The 17,306-nt window shown below is 45.0% G+C and carries 11 protein-coding genes (1 of these 11 running past the window's edge); 4 read left to right on the top strand and 7 right to left on the bottom strand.

Annotation, left to right across the window (positions count from 1 at the left end; all coding sequences use genetic code 11):
• Positions 1-23: 23 nt before the first annotated feature.
• The 6 genes from P0M28_RS23505 to P0M28_RS23530 all read right to left on the bottom strand — a co-directional run bounded on the left by P0M28_RS23505 (position 24) and on the right by P0M28_RS23530 (position 12,277).
• Positions 24-1,994, bottom strand: a complete 1,971-nt coding sequence (locus P0M28_RS23505) for an acetyl/propionyl/methylcrotonyl-CoA carboxylase subunit alpha (protein ID WP_302205612.1) — start codon at positions 1,992-1,994, stop codon at positions 24-26.
• Between the two features lie 75 nt (positions 1,995-2,069).
• Positions 2,070-2,882 carry an enoyl-CoA hydratase-related protein gene (locus P0M28_RS23510; RefSeq protein ID WP_302205613.1) on the bottom strand — a complete coding sequence of 271 codons (813 nt, stop codon included), beginning with the start codon at positions 2,880-2,882 and terminating at the stop codon, positions 2,070-2,072.
• 126 nt (positions 2,883-3,008) lie between these two features.
• A complete protein-coding gene (locus P0M28_RS23515) occupies positions 3,009-4,616 on the bottom strand; it encodes a carboxyl transferase domain-containing protein (RefSeq protein ID WP_302205614.1) in 1,608 nt (535 codons plus the stop codon).
• 108 nt (positions 4,617-4,724) lie between these two features.
• Complete coding sequence (locus P0M28_RS23520) at positions 4,725-7,793, bottom strand: T9SS-dependent choice-of-anchor J family protein (protein ID WP_302205615.1); 3,069 nt, start codon at positions 7,791-7,793, stop codon at positions 4,725-4,727.
• 553 nt (positions 7,794-8,346) lie between these two features.
• On the bottom strand, positions 8,347-11,313 hold the full coding sequence (locus P0M28_RS23525) for a CHAT domain-containing protein (RefSeq protein WP_302205616.1): 2,967 nt from the start codon (positions 11,311-11,313) through the stop codon (positions 8,347-8,349).
• 55 nt (positions 11,314-11,368) lie between these two features.
• Entirely contained in the window at positions 11,369-12,277 is a 909-nt protein-coding gene (locus P0M28_RS23530) for a hypothetical protein (protein ID WP_302205617.1), read from the bottom strand.
• Positions 12,278-12,447: 170 nt separating this feature from the next.
• Between P0M28_RS23530 and P0M28_RS23535 the strand changes: the two genes are divergently transcribed.
• Together P0M28_RS23535 and P0M28_RS23540 are read left to right on the top strand one after the other, a co-directional pair.
• Positions 12,448-13,431: a polyprenyl synthetase family protein gene (locus P0M28_RS23535; protein WP_302205619.1), complete on the top strand. Its 984-nt coding sequence runs from the start codon at positions 12,448-12,450 to the stop codon at positions 13,429-13,431.
• A 171-nt stretch (positions 13,432-13,602) separates the two neighbouring features.
• Complete coding sequence (locus P0M28_RS23540) at positions 13,603-14,229, top strand: rhomboid family intramembrane serine protease (protein ID WP_302205621.1); 627 nt, start codon at positions 13,603-13,605, stop codon at positions 14,227-14,229.
• Positions 14,230-14,459: 230 nt separating this feature from the next.
• Here the strand turns inward: P0M28_RS23540 and P0M28_RS23545 are convergent, their stop codons facing one another.
• Complete coding sequence (locus tag P0M28_RS23545; protein WP_302205622.1) at positions 14,460-14,855, bottom strand: hypothetical protein; 396 nt, start codon at positions 14,853-14,855, stop codon at positions 14,460-14,462.
• 234 nt (positions 14,856-15,089) lie between these two features.
• Here P0M28_RS23545 and P0M28_RS23550 point away from each other — a divergent pair, with 234 nt between their 5' ends.
• Positions 15,090-16,400, top strand: coding sequence for an amidohydrolase (locus P0M28_RS23550; RefSeq protein WP_302205624.1), 1,311 nt, complete (start codon positions 15,090-15,092; stop codon positions 16,398-16,400).
• A gap of 71 nt (positions 16,401-16,471) precedes the next feature.
• Positions 16,472-17,306, top strand: partial view of a Re/Si-specific NAD(P)(+) transhydrogenase subunit alpha gene (locus P0M28_RS23555; RefSeq protein WP_302205626.1) — the 5' portion only. Its footprint extends 272 nt past the window's final position; the window shows 835 of its 1,107 coding nt (coding positions 1-835); its start codon is at positions 16,472-16,474; its stop codon lies beyond the right edge, outside the window.

Here is a 17,306-nt window from a genome sequence, read left to right on the forward strand (position 1 = left end):
AATCATCAATCATCAATCATCAATCATCCTAACTCTATCAAAATCTCATCTTTATCTACTCTTCCGCTAACCTCTACTCGTACTTCTTTTACTTGGGCATCGCGGGGAGCAATAATCTGGTTTTCCATTTTCATAGCTTCTACAATGAGTAGTGTTTCGCCTCGCTTCACTTGGTCGCCCACTTTCACATTTAGCTGAATAACTTTTCCCGGCATTGGTGAACTAATACGGTCATCCGAGATACTACTTTCACTATCCTTATTACTGAAACGTCCCTCGGCCATCAGATCGTTTCGCCGCCAATGAAACTTGTACGTTTTCCAGGAAACTTGCTGACTCAGATCATCCTGACTGGAAACGTAGTAAGTGTAGGCTGTTTCGTCTACCAAAAAATCTACCTGACCATCACTGATGTTGACGTTATGAACTTGATGGGGTGTATCATTATGATGAACCTCGTAGTTTGAGTCTCTTCGATAAATATCGAGGGAAACGGACTCTCCATCTATCTCAATAGCAACGGTGGGAATATGCCGCCAAAACCCAATCTCAGTCCAAATACTGGGGGTTGATTGCAATGCTGAGGAGTAAAGATTATAGATTAGTCCGGCTATCGCCACTGGAAATTTATCTAATGCTTGCTTTTCTTCCTCCATGTGCTTAATAATTTCAGGCGTTTTTTCATCGCAATATTTGGTAGAGATGGTGTTTTGCTGAAAATCTTCGGAACGAAGCAATGCCCGCAAATAAGCAATATTGGTCTCAATGCCGTGTATTACGTACTGCTCTAGGGCAAGTATTGAGCGTTGAATACACTCTTCACGACTTGAGCTATACACAATCATTTTACTAATCATGGGATCGTACTGGCTTTCAATTACGCTGGTGCCCGTGACGGCGGTATCTAGGCGAACGGATGCTGGAGCGTGGTAGTACGTGATTTTGCCGGGTGAAGGAAGAAAGTTTTGTTCGGGATTTTCAGCATAAACCCGACACTCAATAGCGTGCCCCTCTTGCCTTAGGTCACCTTGGGTAAACGAGAGCTTTTGTCCGGCAGCTACCCGAAGTTGCTCGGCCACAATATCTACTCCGGTAGTCATTTCCGTAACCGGATGCTCTACCTGTACACGGGTATTCATTTCCAGAAAATAAAATTCCTGATGGGTATCTACCAAAAACTCTATGGTTCCGGCATTGTAGTAATTAATTGCTTTTCCCAGCTTCAAAGCGGCTTCCGCCATGCGGGTTCGTAGCTCAGGAGTAAGTGTAGGAGAGGGGGCTTCTTCAATAATTTTCTGGTAGCGTCGTTGCAGCGAACATTCCCGTTCAAACAGATGAACCAGATTACCATGCTGGTCGCCCAGTAGCTGAAACTCAATGTGGCGTGGTTCTTCCAGATACTTTTCAATATATACGGTAGCATCGCCAAAGTACGCTTTAGCCTCCCGGCTGGTAGAGATCAGGGCATCTTTAAGTGCCGAAGCGGAGCGAACAATCCGCATTCCTTTACCACCACCACCAGCGGCAGCTTTAGCCAAAATTGGGTACGGCAATTCATTTTGCTGAGCTAGTATTTCTTCCTGCGTTCCGGTGATACCTTCGGGAACCGGAACGCCCAATTTTTTAGCAAAAGCCCGGGCTTCCAGCTTATTACCCATCATGCGAATGGCCTCTTCGCTGGGACCTACAAACGTAATGTTCGCCTCCTGACAAGCCTGAATAAACGTTGAGTTTTCGGACAGAAATCCGTAACCGGGGTGAACGGCATCGGCTCCGCTCTGTTGAGCAATACTGATTATTTGCGAAATATTAAGGTATGTGCTGCTAATATCATCTCCTACCAACTCGTAAGCCTCATCAGCCATTGTGGTGGGCAGGGTACCTCGGTCGGCATCGGAGTAAATAGCCACTGTTGGAATACCTAACTCTTGCGCCGAGCGGATTATCCGTACTGCGATTTCTCCCCGATTAGCAATAAGTAGCTTACGAAACATGATTTAATTGAAAGTGAACAATGGACAATTGATAATTTGTACGTTATTATTCGTTAGTATTTGACACATCAGTCCTTAATTTACATTAGCGTTAGCGCTAGCTACCCAGTTGGGCTTACGTTTTTCTAGAAAAGCACTCATACCTTCTTGTCCTTCTTCTGAGGCACGGGCGTCGGCAATCATTCGGGCGGTATAGTCAATGGTTTCGTTAAAATTATTGCTCTTAGTAATATTAAATATTAGGTCTTTACAGTTGCTCATGGCTCCAGGGGCACTACTTTTTAGCTCTTGGCTAATCTGGTTGACGTACTCTGACAACGCTTCTGACGATGAGAAGGTGGCATTCACTAATCCTTTTTGAGCGGCTTCCTCTCCGCTAAATCTTCTTCCGGTTAGCATTAGCTCACGAGCATTAAATTCGCCCATTCGCTTAACGATGTAGGGAGAGATAGTGGCGGGAATAATGCCAATCTTTACTTCGCTAAAGGCAAACTTGGTATCGCTAAGGCAGTAAGCCATGTCACAGGCGGCTAGCAGACCGTTTGCCCCACCGAACGCTGCCCCGTGTACCAGCGCAATGGTAGGTTTGGAATAGGTATAGATCATATAAAAGCAACGAGCTAAATGAATATTTTCCTGAAAATCTTCCTGATGCGACATAGAAGAGAAGCTCTTCATCCACTGAATGTCGGCACCGGCACAAAAGGTCTTACCTCGTCCCCGAATAACTACAGCAGTAATTTCCGGTTGATGCTCAATAGACTGAAGGCAGTCCATCAGCTCGACGATCACGTGATTATTAAATGCATTACGTACCTCCGGGCGATTAAGCCAAAGCGTGGCAATGCTGTGGTTTATTTCTAATTCTATCGTTTCGTAATGGTGCATGGTTTGCTATTATGTGTTCAGGTGTTAATGTGTTCTAGGGTTATTGTTCAATTGTTGAGTGGCTATTAGTCCACAGTCGATGGTTCATAGTCGACGGTCATTTGTCCGGTCTCAGTCCTCCGTCTTCTACATTCGATAAATTCCGGGTTTAGGATCGGGGTACTTTTTGTTAAGGGAAGCGGCGATGCCCAGGGCCACAATACGACGGGTATCCAGCGGATCAATGATACCGTCATCCCACAATCGGGCAGTGCTGTAGTAGGGTGAACCTTCTTGCTCGTATTTATCCATAATTTCAGATTTAAGGCGGTCAAATTCTTCAGTCGGGACTTCTTTCCCTCGGGCTTTCAACTGAGCTTCTTTCACGGTAAGTAGTACATTGGCTGCTTGCTCGCCGCCCATCACCGAAATACGAGCGTTAGGCCACATAAATAGTAGACGGGGATCGTAGGCCCGTCCGGCCATGGCGTAGTTCCCCGCCCCGAATGATCCGCCAAAAACCACTGTAAACTTTGGCACGTTGGCGGTAGCCACGGCATGTACCATCTTGGAACCATCGCGGGCAATACCATTGCGTTCGTACTCTTTTCCCACCATAAATCCGGTGATGTTTTGCAAGAACAAAATCGGGATTTTGCGGTGGCAGCAGAGTTCAATAAAGTGAGTGCCTTTTAGAGAAGTATCAGAGAAAATAATTCCATTATTCGCGATAAGACCTACCGGATAACCGTGAATATGAGCGAAGCCCGTGACCAACGTAGTGCCGTAGCGAGCTTTAAATTCATGAAACTTGCTGCCGTCTACCAGTCGCATAATAATCTCTCGGGAATCTACTGGTTTCTTAAAATTAAGCGGGGCAATTCCGTAGAGTTCTTTAGGATCGTACAGCGGTTCTTCGGTTGGCTGACGGTCTAAAAATTGCTTTTCTGGTCTAGGTAATGTTTCAAAAATATTACGGCAGATTTGTAATGCGTGCCGGTCATTCTCAGCCATATGGTCAGCGACTCCTGAAACAGATGTATGTACGTCGGCTCCGCCTAGCTCTTCGGGAGTCACTTCTTCGCCCGTAGCGGCTTTCACTAACGGTGGGCCACCTAGAAAGATTGTTCCCTGATTTTTTACAATAATTACTTCATCGCTCATGGCCGGAACGTAAGCACCTCCGGCAGTGCTGGAACCCATTACTACCGCAATTTGCGGAACACCTTGAGCCGACAGGTTAGCCTGATTATAGAAGAAACGACCAAAATCAAAACGATCGGGAAAAACGTTGGCCTGCTCAGGTAAAAATACTCCGCCGGAGTCAACCAAGTAGACGCAGGGCAAATGATTTTCCCGCGCAATTTCTTGCGCCCGGATGTGTTTTTTGATGGATTCAGCGACGTAGGTACCACCTTTTACAGTAGCATCGTTAGCGGAGATAATGGCTTCTTTTCCGTGAATGATACCGATACCCGATACTACCCCCGCCGAAGGAAATTCATCATTGTACATCCCATGAGCAGCCATTGACGATAGCTCCAGAAAAGGAGTGTTTGGGTCAACTAATAGGTTGATTCGTTCCCGAGCCAACAATTTACCTCGTTCGTGGTGCTTTTCGCGGGCTTTTTCACTACCACCCTGGAGGGCCTGATGAAGCTTACGGCGGTGAGTCTTCATCAGCTCCTGATAGGCTTGTTGTTGTTCCTTAAATTCAGCCGAGCTGGTATTAATCTTCGTTTCTAATACGTACAAAACAAATTGCGTTTATTTCAAAGCTATGCTAAAAAATTGAAAACCAGTAAAAAACACTCACTAAGAGACGCTGGTTTTGCAAATATAATAATAGTAATGTAGTGAGCTTTACTGTAGTATAAACTGCTTACTGTCGGTTAAGGTTGAGCTAAATACCCGGAATATGTAAACACCCCGAGGAAAAGTGCTCAGATCAACATCAAAGGTCTGGTTGAGGGTGTTAGGATAGGATCGTTGCCACACAGTTTGTCCTTGTGAATTGTAAATTACGGCTTGAATAGTCTCCCGGCTGCGAAGATTAAATACCGAATTTAAAATATCGGAAGTAGGATTCGGAAATAGTTTGTAGGAGTTTTCAACAGTGCGAACCGGATCATCATCACCTGATAAGAAGAATTCAACATCATCTAGAAAAATATTATTGCCGTAGCCATTAATAGACTCAAAAGCCACTCGGATTTCGGTTTCTCCGGCAAAGCGGCTCAAATCTACAAACATTTCGTGCCAATCGCTTTCCTGTACAGGAAGCCACTCAGCATCAGTAGTGACTCCGGCAGATAAGGTAGTTCCTTCCAGCCCTAATACTCGTTCGTATGTCTCGCCATCGTCGGTAGAAACCAGTATGTTCAGGGTGTCTACGTAGTTTTCACTAAACTGAGCGTAAGACACTTGAAAAATTAAACTGGCTTCAGAAGTATTGCTGAAATCTAATACTGGACTTACCAAACGGTCAACCGCACCAATTTCGGTGTACTGATTATTCTGAATGCGAACCGCCTCGTTATTAAAACCATTTCCGGCAGCTTCTACCGTTTCCCAGGTAATACTACTATCGGGGTTTACCACCTGCCAAGCTTCAGCTGCCGCTACGGATTCGCCCTGAAGTACATCGGGTACAGAATATTCTTGAAACTCATTAATAAGCGGAATGATGTCTTGCTTATCGTCTACCACAAAGTTTATCTGACGGTAGTTATTGTCCGGCACATCATCTACCCGAAGGTTGGGGTTAATTACCCGAATTGAAAAGTTATGAATGCCTAACGCAAGGGTAGGTGATTCCAGCTCTAATATGGTTTCTTCTCCTGGTTCTAGCACAAATGCTGCGTACGAAAATTCAGTGGGGGTTTGATTATCAAATTGGTAGGCAACGTCAAACGACTGAACTGGAGAACTGCCAATATTTTTTACAACTACTCTCGGCGTAGGGTTGGTTTGACCGGAGAGGTACGCCGGGGCAATGATGTCACTAATGGCTAAATCTACTTCTCGGATCTGATTAGCCTGAATACTGATATCATCAATGTACAGGTTGTTACCGAAGTCATTGTACCCAATAAAAGCTACTTGTAGATTCTCATTGCCAGCGTAAGCATCTAATGGAAATGTTAATTGGCGCCAGTCAACACGGGAGCTGGGAATAAATTCTGACCCAGTTGGCTCAGCCGTAGCCAGATCCTCGCCGAAGGCCTCAAACAAGAAAGTATCAAAAGTAGCCCCGCAATTAGTAGATATAGCAATGGCAAAACCATCGTTACTCAAACTACCATCTCCGTCGCGGAAGGGGGCGTGAGCGTAGCGTAAAGATAGGCTGGCATCGCGCAAATTAGCTAGGCTGAATACGGGAGTGTACAGTATATCTTGGGTACCAATATTGCTTTGGTAGTCGAAGTAATCGAGCCAGAGAGCCTCATTATTTTCTCCAGAAAAACCCGGTGCCGAAGTAACCGACCAAGTGATATTGTTATCGGCGTTGCTGATATAACCTAGGTCAAGTAGCGAATTTTCGCTAGGCTGTTCAAAGTTATCAACGAGGGGCAGTGCTGCTCGCTGAGGAATAATAAAACTCACCGACCTAACGTTGTTGGTAGCATTCTCATCAGTAGCTCCATTGGCTTCAGTAATAAAGAAAGTAAAATTGTATTCGGTATTGGATGTATTTCCTTCTAGTGAGACTGGGCTGAGAGAGACCGTAGTAGACTCTCCGGCTTCGAGGTTGATGTTGAATGTAGTTTCTTCCCGGAAATTGCCCTGCACATTCAGGGCTACGGTAAAGGAGGTAAGAGCTTCCCGTCCGGTATTGGTCACGGTGATAGAAGGAATAATGTCGCCACTACATTCGCTACGTTGGGGGCTAACAATCGTGCTAATCCCGGCATCGTCATCCAGCACAATGGGTTCAACTAAGCCGGGAGAAGTTAGTAACGTTCGGCGACGAGGGCTATTCTCTAATACAATTCGCATCCGTTCTTTCTGACCCAACGTAAATAAATTCATACAGCGGTCGGTGGTGTAATCCATGTAATTCTGGAACATATCTACCGAACCACAACTAGTTTGTGGATGAGCAGGGCAGCCATCTGATTCGGATTCCTGTAGCGGGGTATCAGCCACAAAATCATCGGCACTACAATCGCCATCTCCCCAGATGTGGCGTAATCCGAAATAGTGACCTACTTCGTGCGTAGTGGTGCGCCCTAGCGAACGATCTACTACGTTGCCCACACTGCCAAAAAAGTTGAAGTCAATTACAATTCCATCGGTATTCGGATTGGTAGACGCGCCATTTAAACCCGGGAGTTCTGAATCAGGAAATTGGGCATAACCTAATAAATTATTTCTCAGAGGGGCTACCCAGATATTCATATAAAGCTCGGGGTCCCACAGGCTGGAATCTGATAAAATGGCACCATCGCGGAGACCATAATCATCACGACTGCCCTCTACCCGTACCACTCCGTTGGTTGCAAAACCTTCGGGAGACTGGCGAGCTAGGACAAACTCGATGCGGGCATCAGCGGCGAAGGGCAGAAATTCTGACGGGGTTTCGGTAGTATCAGCATTAAGCCGTCGGAAGTCTTCGTTCAAAATACGGATTTGGTCTTCAATTTGCTCAAAAGGAATATTGCTACCGGTTCCTTCCGGCTCACCTCGGTGAATCACGTGTACTACCACTGGGATACGGTAAACTGGCTCTGCATCCTCCGATTGCAATTTAGCCTGCGGACTGATTTGCCGCTTTAATTGCATGTTGTTTATCCACTGCTCAAATTGTTCTTTATTTTTCCCCTGGTTCAGAAGTACCGTTCCGCATTTTTCCTGTTGCGCTTGAAGCTGGGTGGTAATGCAGAGGAGGGCAATCCCTAACCAGCTTAATCGAAGACCAATGCGATTCATGAATTTATGGATTAATGAGTGAGTGCTAAAACAATCGTTTTTTTACAGTAATATTACTAATCAAAAAGTATAACGTTAAAAACACTGTCAAAATATGTCGTACAATTGACTAATTATTTTGGGCGGATAATACCTTAGGAACGATAACACAGTAAACTACCCGTTTGAACTCGTTCTTTTGGAGCAGTACTGCGTTACGAAAAGCCTCGCATAGCCCCAGCTATGCTTGGTTTCCGTGTCTAGTTCTGCCCCAAAACCTCGGCGTTCAACCTGAATACTTTATTATCTCATCGTTCCTTATTGACGAATCTTCCACGCAATGGTTTAGATTTATCTGATAGTGGCTCAGAATAGCCTGGGATAGGATGGTAGATTTACGATTTTTAGTTACAGAAAAGGATGGTGGGTTTTATTGTTAAAAAATTGATAGTCAAATACTTGCTAAGTGATTGGGCGTTGTTAAAACCAGCTTAAACTTTATGCATGTCTCTAGGCATACACTTACGGTTGAGCATTCACCTAACAGTAAATTTTGTATTAGCATCTTTTTCAGTTAGGTAGTTTTTCTTCTCTTTTTTATCAATACAATAATGCTAACCAATAGTAACAATGCTAAACCAATAAAAATTGTGTAGGGGAAGGGAGAAGTAGTCAACGGAAGGTCATCGCCAATCAGTACCAACGAGGCCCAGTAATACGGATGCGCCAGAGGGCCTTTAGCTTTGGCTAGAAATGCAAGCTTCGCTTGCTGGAGAGCTATGTCTTTATCGGCACCATCCGCTAGCTGTTCAAAAAAGCTTTGTACAATACGCTGAGTTGTTCGGTCGTTCACCTTCCATAAGCTCATTGCCACATTAGGGCATCCGGCATACTTGAAAGCGCGACCTAAGCTCATAATTCCTTCGCCCCGTGCCAACTGACCAATACCCGTTTCGCAGGCACTTAGCACCGCTAAATTAGACCGGAGTTGTAAGGCATACAGCTCGTGGGCGTATAAAAAATTATCTTCTGTAGTGGTGTCCGCCTGAGAAAAAACCAATCCGGAGTACATTGGGTCTTGGTCGTGGGCAAAGGCGTGCATGGATAGATGAAGGAGACTGCTGCGGGGCGCAAATTCCCGAAACGCCTGCTCAGTAGCCTGATCGTCTAAGAAAATCTGACTATTGAATAGCCCAGATACCTGTTGTACTTCTTCTTTATTATACAAAAGATCATAAAAAACTTCGGTACCAGCCCCACTCCGGGTTACAGTATTTTCTGCTAATAAAGGAGTGTTTTTGTACTCCGGGGCAAAGCCAGTGTAAGCATACTGATTGGATATGGTATTTTCGGGAGATGGCTGCCGAACGTATAAAGATGCTGAGTACTCGTAGCGCAGCGGGAGCTCTTTTATGAGATAGGGAAAACTACCGAACTTAGTTGACATTGTTTCAGGGACTGGCTCGGTCAGTAATACATCGAAAGAGAGGTAACCTAGTTGTCCGTCGGGGATAATTACCAGCTTCTCAGGCTTAGAACCCAAAGAATCTAATACGCCTCCGATTAGCTGTTGGTAAAGAGTATGCCCGCTTTTCGCCCATTGCTGGGAGTTTTCTGAATCTTTAATAGCTTCCCAATCGTACTGCCGAACGAATGTAAGCAGATGGTCTACGTCCTGCCCGAGAGCGGTAAGATTCGCTATAGAATCAATCACAATTTTATTCGGACTAATTCCGAAAGCAAATAACGAGCTGTCGCCTAAGTAGTAAGACAATAGAACCGTATTAGCGGGGAGACTTGCTTGGACATCGGCTAATGAAGCTACATTAGTGTTGTGCCGTAGAGCGTAGTATTCGGGGTAGTTTTGCTCAAACTGCTGGAGCAACTTCTGACGAGCATCTTGAGTGATTAACAGTTGCTGCTCCAGTTGAACGGCTTCTTGACTGTTGGAGTCGGCTATACCGTCACGTTGCTGCTCTAGTATCGATAGCCTTCGGGTATAGGTACGTTCTTGCTCCAGTAAGGAATCGGGTATACCCCCGAAGCTTTGCGCCTGCGTTTCTTGAGTAGCTTCCAATAGAATAAAGCTTTTACTTTTTTCGGCAAAGTGAAATGCTTGGGCTAGAAACTGACCCGATGCTGGTTGACGCTGGTGCATCTCGTAGGCTATTCGAATAGCCTGCTCGTATATACCGAAAAAATGCGAAGCAATAAACTGCTTAAACTCTACCGAAGGAAACCCTTGGCGCATTTCGTCTAGGATATTACCGATAAGATGATAAATTTCCAGGGCACTTTGCAGAGAAGTCGTCTCCTGCGGTTGCTGCTGGTAGAGTCCCCACAGGGCTTCGGCTTTGTAGGAAAGTACCTCCAGCAGTTCTTTTCTGGCTCCTACATCTCGGTACACCGGATTGGTTAATATATCGGAAGAAGCGTTAAACTCAACCACTAATTGAGCCAGTGCCTGCTGATATTTTTCTAAGGCATCACTCCATCGGTGCTGAGCCGCCAATACTTGGCCAACCCGGGTGTAGATGGCAGCGCGCTGGTAGTGCTTTTTGGGTAGCAACTTATCTGCCAGTGCTTCACTTTTCTGATAGCTCTTCAGTGCTTTAGGGTAATCCTGCATTAAGGTGTAGGTAGCTCCCAAGGTGTTGTACGTGTTCAGCAGTAGCTCGCTTCCATCCGAACTCAACGCCAGTGATTGGGATAGGTAGTGTAATGCGCTATCGTACTGTTGCTGTTCTTGAAAGACCGATACTAAAATATTGATTGCTGAGCGAATAGGGTTGTAAAATCGAGCATCACTTTTCTGCCGATTAAAGAATGCTAGACTCTGATGCGCCAAGCGCTTTCCCCGCTCATAAGCTGCTGGTTGGTGGTTATATTTACCAATGGTGAAATAGCATCGGGCTTGATGTAGACCGTTCAGCGTCTTACGGTAGCCTAGCTGATAATTAGGAGCCTCGCTAGTTGCCGGAAGCCACTGATCTACAATACGGTAGTGGGTCAGCGATTTTTGGTAATTCTGCAATCGGTAATAGGAGCTTGCCAGATAGGTAAAAACATCAGCCACCAGCAAAGAATCATTTATTTGGACTAATGCCTGGGGCTGAACAATTTCGTTAAAGGCATGAATCGCTGATGTGAAATCGCCAATGTTGTAGTAAAATGAGCCTCGGGTGTAGGCTACGTTGGTACGGATTTCTCCGCTAGCATCTAGCGTATCCAGGGCAACCACGTGCTGGTGGGTTAGTGCTTCAATTCGGTTGAGATACTGCTGAAGGGTATCAATTTGGGTATGATATTCAGCGCACCAGGCTGCTTGCAGTAGAGAGGTAATCTGAATGTCCCATAGCTGGTAGGTTTCGGCTTGCTGAGCCACGGTTTCTAAAATGCGGAAGGTACTATCGGGCTGAGTGTAAAAGTACTGCTCGTAAACAGAATAAATGGTAGCTTCTATCTCCTGAACCAGCGAATCTTGTTGGGAGGGCGTGAGCGTTTGCGCTTGAACGTCAACCGGATATAAAAAATACTGCATGCCTAAGCAGATTGTTAGACATGCAGTAATATTATTCATTGGGTGTATTGTCAGCTTATTCCATAAAGGATAAACCTTCTTCATAAATCTCTTCAGAAATAACTTCACCGTCAATCTCATAAGTAACCTGAATGGCTAATATAAGATTTTCTGGCACTATCTCCTGATCTACCACTACCAGCGTAGCCAAAGCTTCTTCGTCTTGGTACGTTACTTGTCCTCCAAATTCTTTGCCTGAACCAGCGTACAGGTCACCCTGTGTATTGTAAAGTATTGCTTGTATATCAAGTATTAATCCTTTCGGCACAATAGTATGAAGCTCTAGCTGAGGGATTTGGCACTTAAAAACTTCACCTTTTTTTTCCATGCAAGGAAGCGGGCGGGGAATTGGGAAAGGACGACGAAATATGGCTCGCCCTTGTACAAAATACTCATCCAGGTTAACTGAAACGTTATCATCTACCAGTTCTTCCTCAAAGCTTTTACCGTTAATTTCGTAAGCAATTTGTGTGCGTAGTATCAATTGCTCCGATTTGGCCTGATCGTCAATCACCACTAAAGAAGCCCAGGCGTTTCCTTCTTGATAACTTACCTGTCCGCCGTATTCTTTGCTAGAGGAGGCATAAAGCTTACCACTGCTGGTATATAATTCGGTTACTAGTTCTTGAATATTACCATCAGGTACTGACATAAACACCTCTGGGATAGGTAGTTGACATCCAGCTAACACAGGGCAAGGTAATGGGCGCGGAAAGCGAGGCAATCGGTAGCTTACGTGATCGCTAAGAGGAATAGATTGTCCGGGATTTTTGGAAAGTAGGCCAGGAAGTTTAGGATTGAACGAGGGCAAATCAGTTTTGGGATTAAACCTTTCAGGATGACCAATTGATTGATCTTCTTCTTGGCACGCACTGAATAATACAATTAGTAAGCAAAGCGAGAATAGAGATGTGATACGTCTCATAAGTAGAAAGTGAAGTTTGGTTATTTAAAGAATAAATTTGCTCATTTATACTCTTGGTTCAACGAAAGTAAACAAATGTCATCAGAATTTTGAAATTTTTTTTTGCATCGATTAAAACGCCAAGTGCTTGCGTATCTTTGCCTAAGAAAAATTGTGCTTTGAAATTATATATGTCACTACCTGTAAATAGCTACCGAGAGCAAATCAATCAGCGACTGTCAGCTTACAGCTTTGGGCAGTCGCCCAATGAACTCTACGACCCAATTCGTTACATTCTTTCGCTGGGTGGTAAGCGGCTTCGTCCGCTGCTGGTGCTACTAGCGTACCAGCTTTTTCGTGATAACGAGCCAGGTGATGAAGTGCTGGTGCCAGCAATGGCTGTGGAGGTTTTTCACAACTTTACACTGATGCACGACGATATTATGGATCAGGCACCACTGCGACGAGGAAAGCCAACCGTGCATACTCAATGGAATGCCAATGTAGCCATACTGTCGGGCGATGTAATGCTGGTGCGTGCCTACGAAATGTTTTTACAGGTTCAGCCCGAACGGCTTCCGGTGGTCTTAAAAGCATTCAACCAGTGTGCAGCTGAGGTTTGTGAAGGGCAGCAGTGGGACATGAACTACGAAACTGCCGCGCAAGTAAGTGAGGCTAACTATCTGGCCATGATTCGGCAGAAGACTGCCGTTTTGTTAGGATTCAGTCTTGAATTGGGGGCAATACTGGCGGGAGCCAGCGAAAAAGACCAGCGGCAGCTATACGAGTTTGGGGAGAAAGTTGGAGTAGGGTTCCAGTTAATGGACGATTGGCTGGATGTGTACGCCGACCAAGGAAAGTTTGGTAAGCAGGTGGGCGGAGATATCATTGCTAACAAAAAAACATTTTTACTGATTAAAGCCTTAGAGCAAGCTAGTGGCACCGAAGCAGAAGTGCTAAATCATTGGCTAGAGCAGAAAGAATTTGAGAGTGAACAAAAAGTGTCTGCTGTAAAGAAGATTTACCAAAAACTTGATATTTCAGAACAGACCCGAAGTAAAATGAACAGTTACTTTGAGCAAGGCTTTCAAGCACTAGAATCACTCTCTATTAGCAACGAGCGCAAGTCCACGCTACGCGACTTCACCAAGCAACTTATGCAACGGGAAAAATAAAAAGAAGCGGAGATCGGAGTGAGAAGGTAACGAATAGTGAATAATGGTTAATGACTAATAAATGTTGGATGATGAGTAGTGAAAAAATTAACTTCCATCAATCATCAATCATCAATCATCAATCATCAATCATCAATCATCAATCATCAATCGAACAATTGAGGCAAATACATGAATTTATCTATTACAACCATACTAATCATCATTACGGTGGCTGCAAGTCTGTTGGCCTGGAATAAGCCCGAACTGATGCAGCGTTGGATATTCAATCCCTACGGGGTGCAGACCCGGCGCGAATACCACCGCTTCCTGACATCAGGCTTCATTCATCAGGATTATTTGCACCTGTTCTTTAATATGTTTACGCTGTATTTCTTCGGTAGCATGATCGAACAAATCTATACCTATGTTTTCGGCGACTTGGGGGGAGTGTTGTACGTGGGTATGTACCTGATTGCCATTGTGGTAGCCGATATTAGCACGTATATTAAGCATAAAAATCATCCGAATTACAACTCGCTAGGGGCCTCGGGGGGAGTGGCAGCAGTAGTTTTTAGTGCCATTCTGTACGACCCTACCAATAATATTTATCTTTTTGCCATTATTCCCATTCCTGGTTTTATTTTGGGTGCATTGTTCTTAATGTATTCTTACCAGCGCTCTAAGCAGACGCGTGATCGGATTAACCATGATGCCCATTTGTGGGGAGCATTGTTCGGAGTAGGATTTACCATTTTACTCAATCCGGCGGTTGTAGTCCGCTTTATTCAAGAAATTGGTAGTTTTAAATTGTTTTAGACACAGGTATTTGCGAGAGGTCAGAAGCTCAAGGCAGCAAGCAATAAGTAGTGACCAGTAACCACAGCTTCAAACTCCAGCTTATCGATAACTTCAACAATCAGCAACTTAACAATCGAGCAAGCTAGCCATTGAAAGACAGTCAGTAACTTTTTTCTTGTAGTATTCGCATGTTCACTACCGTACACAAATAAACTGCTGGTAGTTATTGATATCTTGGGGGAAGCTTCTTAGGTGCTGTCTAATGAAAAACCGAAAGGCGCGAAGTCCGATCTGGAAGAGAAGAAGGAATAAGCACTGATACGATCTTTTCGTAAGAACTTAGGTATGTGTTTTTGCAGCTTATTTTGAAAAGTAGCTAGCGCAAAGACCAGCAGAAAAGCGATACAAACCACGATTAACAGCGTGTCAGGCACTTCTACATGCAAATTAACGCTCATATGTCCTTTTTTGCCTTTTCTTACCAGCCAGCAAATCGGCAAGGCTTGCTTTACCCAACTCTCTGCCTCAGTAGCACCCGGCATTTCGGCACCAATGCGGCTTAATGAGCTTTGTCCGCTTTTGATAATAGCGTAAAGCATTTTAGTCAGTGTCAGGACACGATTTTGATTAGCTTTGCTATCCATCTGCTGGTAAAGACAAGTCAAGCTTTTTTTATATCCCGGTGGGGCCCACTTTGAAAATCATCCTTTAGATCGGGAGTTATGTATGTTTAGTCGCTATAACATTGCCGATCTTTTCTCTTTTCTGAAAATCTAACCCCACCCTACTTTATTTTTGTGTACGGCAGTGAATCTAAAATTGGTCTCCATCAAATTTTTAGTAAATTTCCCGGTATCTATACTACCTAATTTTCTGTAATGAAGTATTTATTACTATTAACAGCATTTACTACGCTTGGTCTGTCTTCTTCCGGTCAAGATTTAAAGCAGCAGATAGACAAAAAAGCCCAAGCACTAGAAGAGCAAGTAATCAACTGGCGACGGGATATTCACCAATATCCTGAACTTTCTAATCGTGAATTCAAGACGGCCGAGAAGGTAGCCGAACACTTAAAGTCGCTGGGCATAGCGGTGACTACCGAAGTTGCCCACACTGGCGTAGTCGGGGTTCTCCAAGGTGGCCAGCCTGGGCCGGTAGTTGCTCTGCGTGCCGATATGGACGCTCTGCCCGTGACTGAGCGCGTAGATATTTCTTTTGCTTCTAAAGCTATTGGTGAATACAACGGTGAAGAGGTGGGAGTGATGCACGCTTGCGGTCATGATACCCACGTAGCCATTCTGATGGGAGTTGCCCAAGTGTTGAGTGAGATGAAAGATGACTTATCAGGAACCGTCAAGTTTATTTTTCAACCGGCCGAAGAAGGAGCACCCGAGGGAGAAGAAGGGGGTGCCGAGCTAATGGTTGAAGAAGGAGTACTTAAAGCTCCTGACGTGGACGTTATTTTCGGATTGCATATTAACTCTAAAACCGAAGTCAATACCATTGGCTATCGCCCCGAAGGAACAATGGCAGGAGTAGATAATCTGGAGATTAAAATTAAAGGAGCGCAAACCCACGGGGCGTATCCTTGGGCTGGGGTTGATCCTATTGTTACTGCTTCCCAAATCGTGATGGGGTTACAAACCATTGTTAGTCGTAATCTAGAAATTATTAAAGCCCCGGCGGTAGTTACCATTGGGAAGATCGATGGAGGGGTTCGGAGCAATATTATTCCCGAGGAAGTTACCATGATCGGTACCATCCGTTCGCTTCACCCCACAATGCAGCGGGTAATTCACCGGCGTATCCGCGAAATTGCGATCAATATTGGTGAAAGCGCCGGAGCCGAAGTAGAGGTGAACATTAGGAAAGGGTATCCGGTAACCTATAATGATCCTGAACTGACCGCACAGATGATCGGCACGCTACAAGATGTAGCGGGAGAAGATAATGTGTTTTTACGCTATCCGGTAACCGGAGCGGAGGACTTTTCTTTCTTTGCTCAGGAAGTGCCTGGCTTTTTCTTTTTCCTTGGCGGAATGCCCGCGGGAATGAATCCTGAAGAAGCTGCCCCGCATCATACTCCCGACTTCTTTATTGATGATAGCGGATTAATGTTAGGGGTTCGGTCCTTAAGCCGACTCACCGTAGATTATATGAATCAGTATGAACCCGAAATGGGTAAATAATTGATTTTAGCTGGAAAATTGGCTCCGACTAATTTAATTAGCGAAAACTACCATAACCAACTACAATTTCTATGATCCTGGGCGTACTAAAGGATGCCGACAACCGAGTGGCTTTCACTCCCGATGTAGTTCAGAAGCTTACTGGCGTGCATCAGGTTTTTATTGAGCGTGATGCCGGAGCTAGTGCTTTCTTCACGGATGCGCTTTATACTGAGGCCGGAGCAACTGTTGCTACAGCCGAAGAAGTGATACAGAAAGCAAACCTACTGATTCGTATTAAGCCTCCCGATGAGGCTGTGTTGCAAAATCTATCATCCGGCAGCGTTGTAATATCGTCCTTCCAACCGTACAATCAGCCGGATATTGCTGAGAAACTCAGTAAATATCCAATTACGGTTTTCAGTATGGATATGCTGCCCCGTACTACGTTAGCGCAGGATAAAGACGTACTTTCTTCGATGGCTTCTATGGCCGGTTATCGGGCGGTGTTAGAAGCCGCCACGCATCTGCCTCGCTATTTCCCTATGTTGACTACCGCTGCCGGAAGTATTCCTCCGGCTAAAGTCTTAATTCTTGGAGCTGGAGTAGCCGGTTTACAGGCGATAGCTACTGCCAAACGATTGGGAGCAGTTGTTGAAGTTTTTGATACGCGGCTGGCCGTAAAAGAAGAAGTGCAGAGCTTGGGAGCTAAGTTTGTGGAAGTAGCGGGAGCTAAGGATGATAAAGACGCGGGCGGTTACGCCGTAGAGCAATCGGAAGAGTACAAACAGCGACAGCAAGCCCTAATTGTTGAAAAATCAGAAAAGGCCGATGTGATTATCACTACCGCATTACTGCGCGGTAAAAAAGCCCCCATCTTGATTACTAAAGAAACGGTGGAAGCTATGAAACCGGGCAGCATTATCG

The organism is Tunicatimonas pelagia (genome assembly GCF_030506325.1).
In the GTDB taxonomy this organism is placed as follows: Bacteria; Bacteroidota; Bacteroidia; order Cytophagales; family Cyclobacteriaceae; genus Tunicatimonas; species Tunicatimonas pelagia.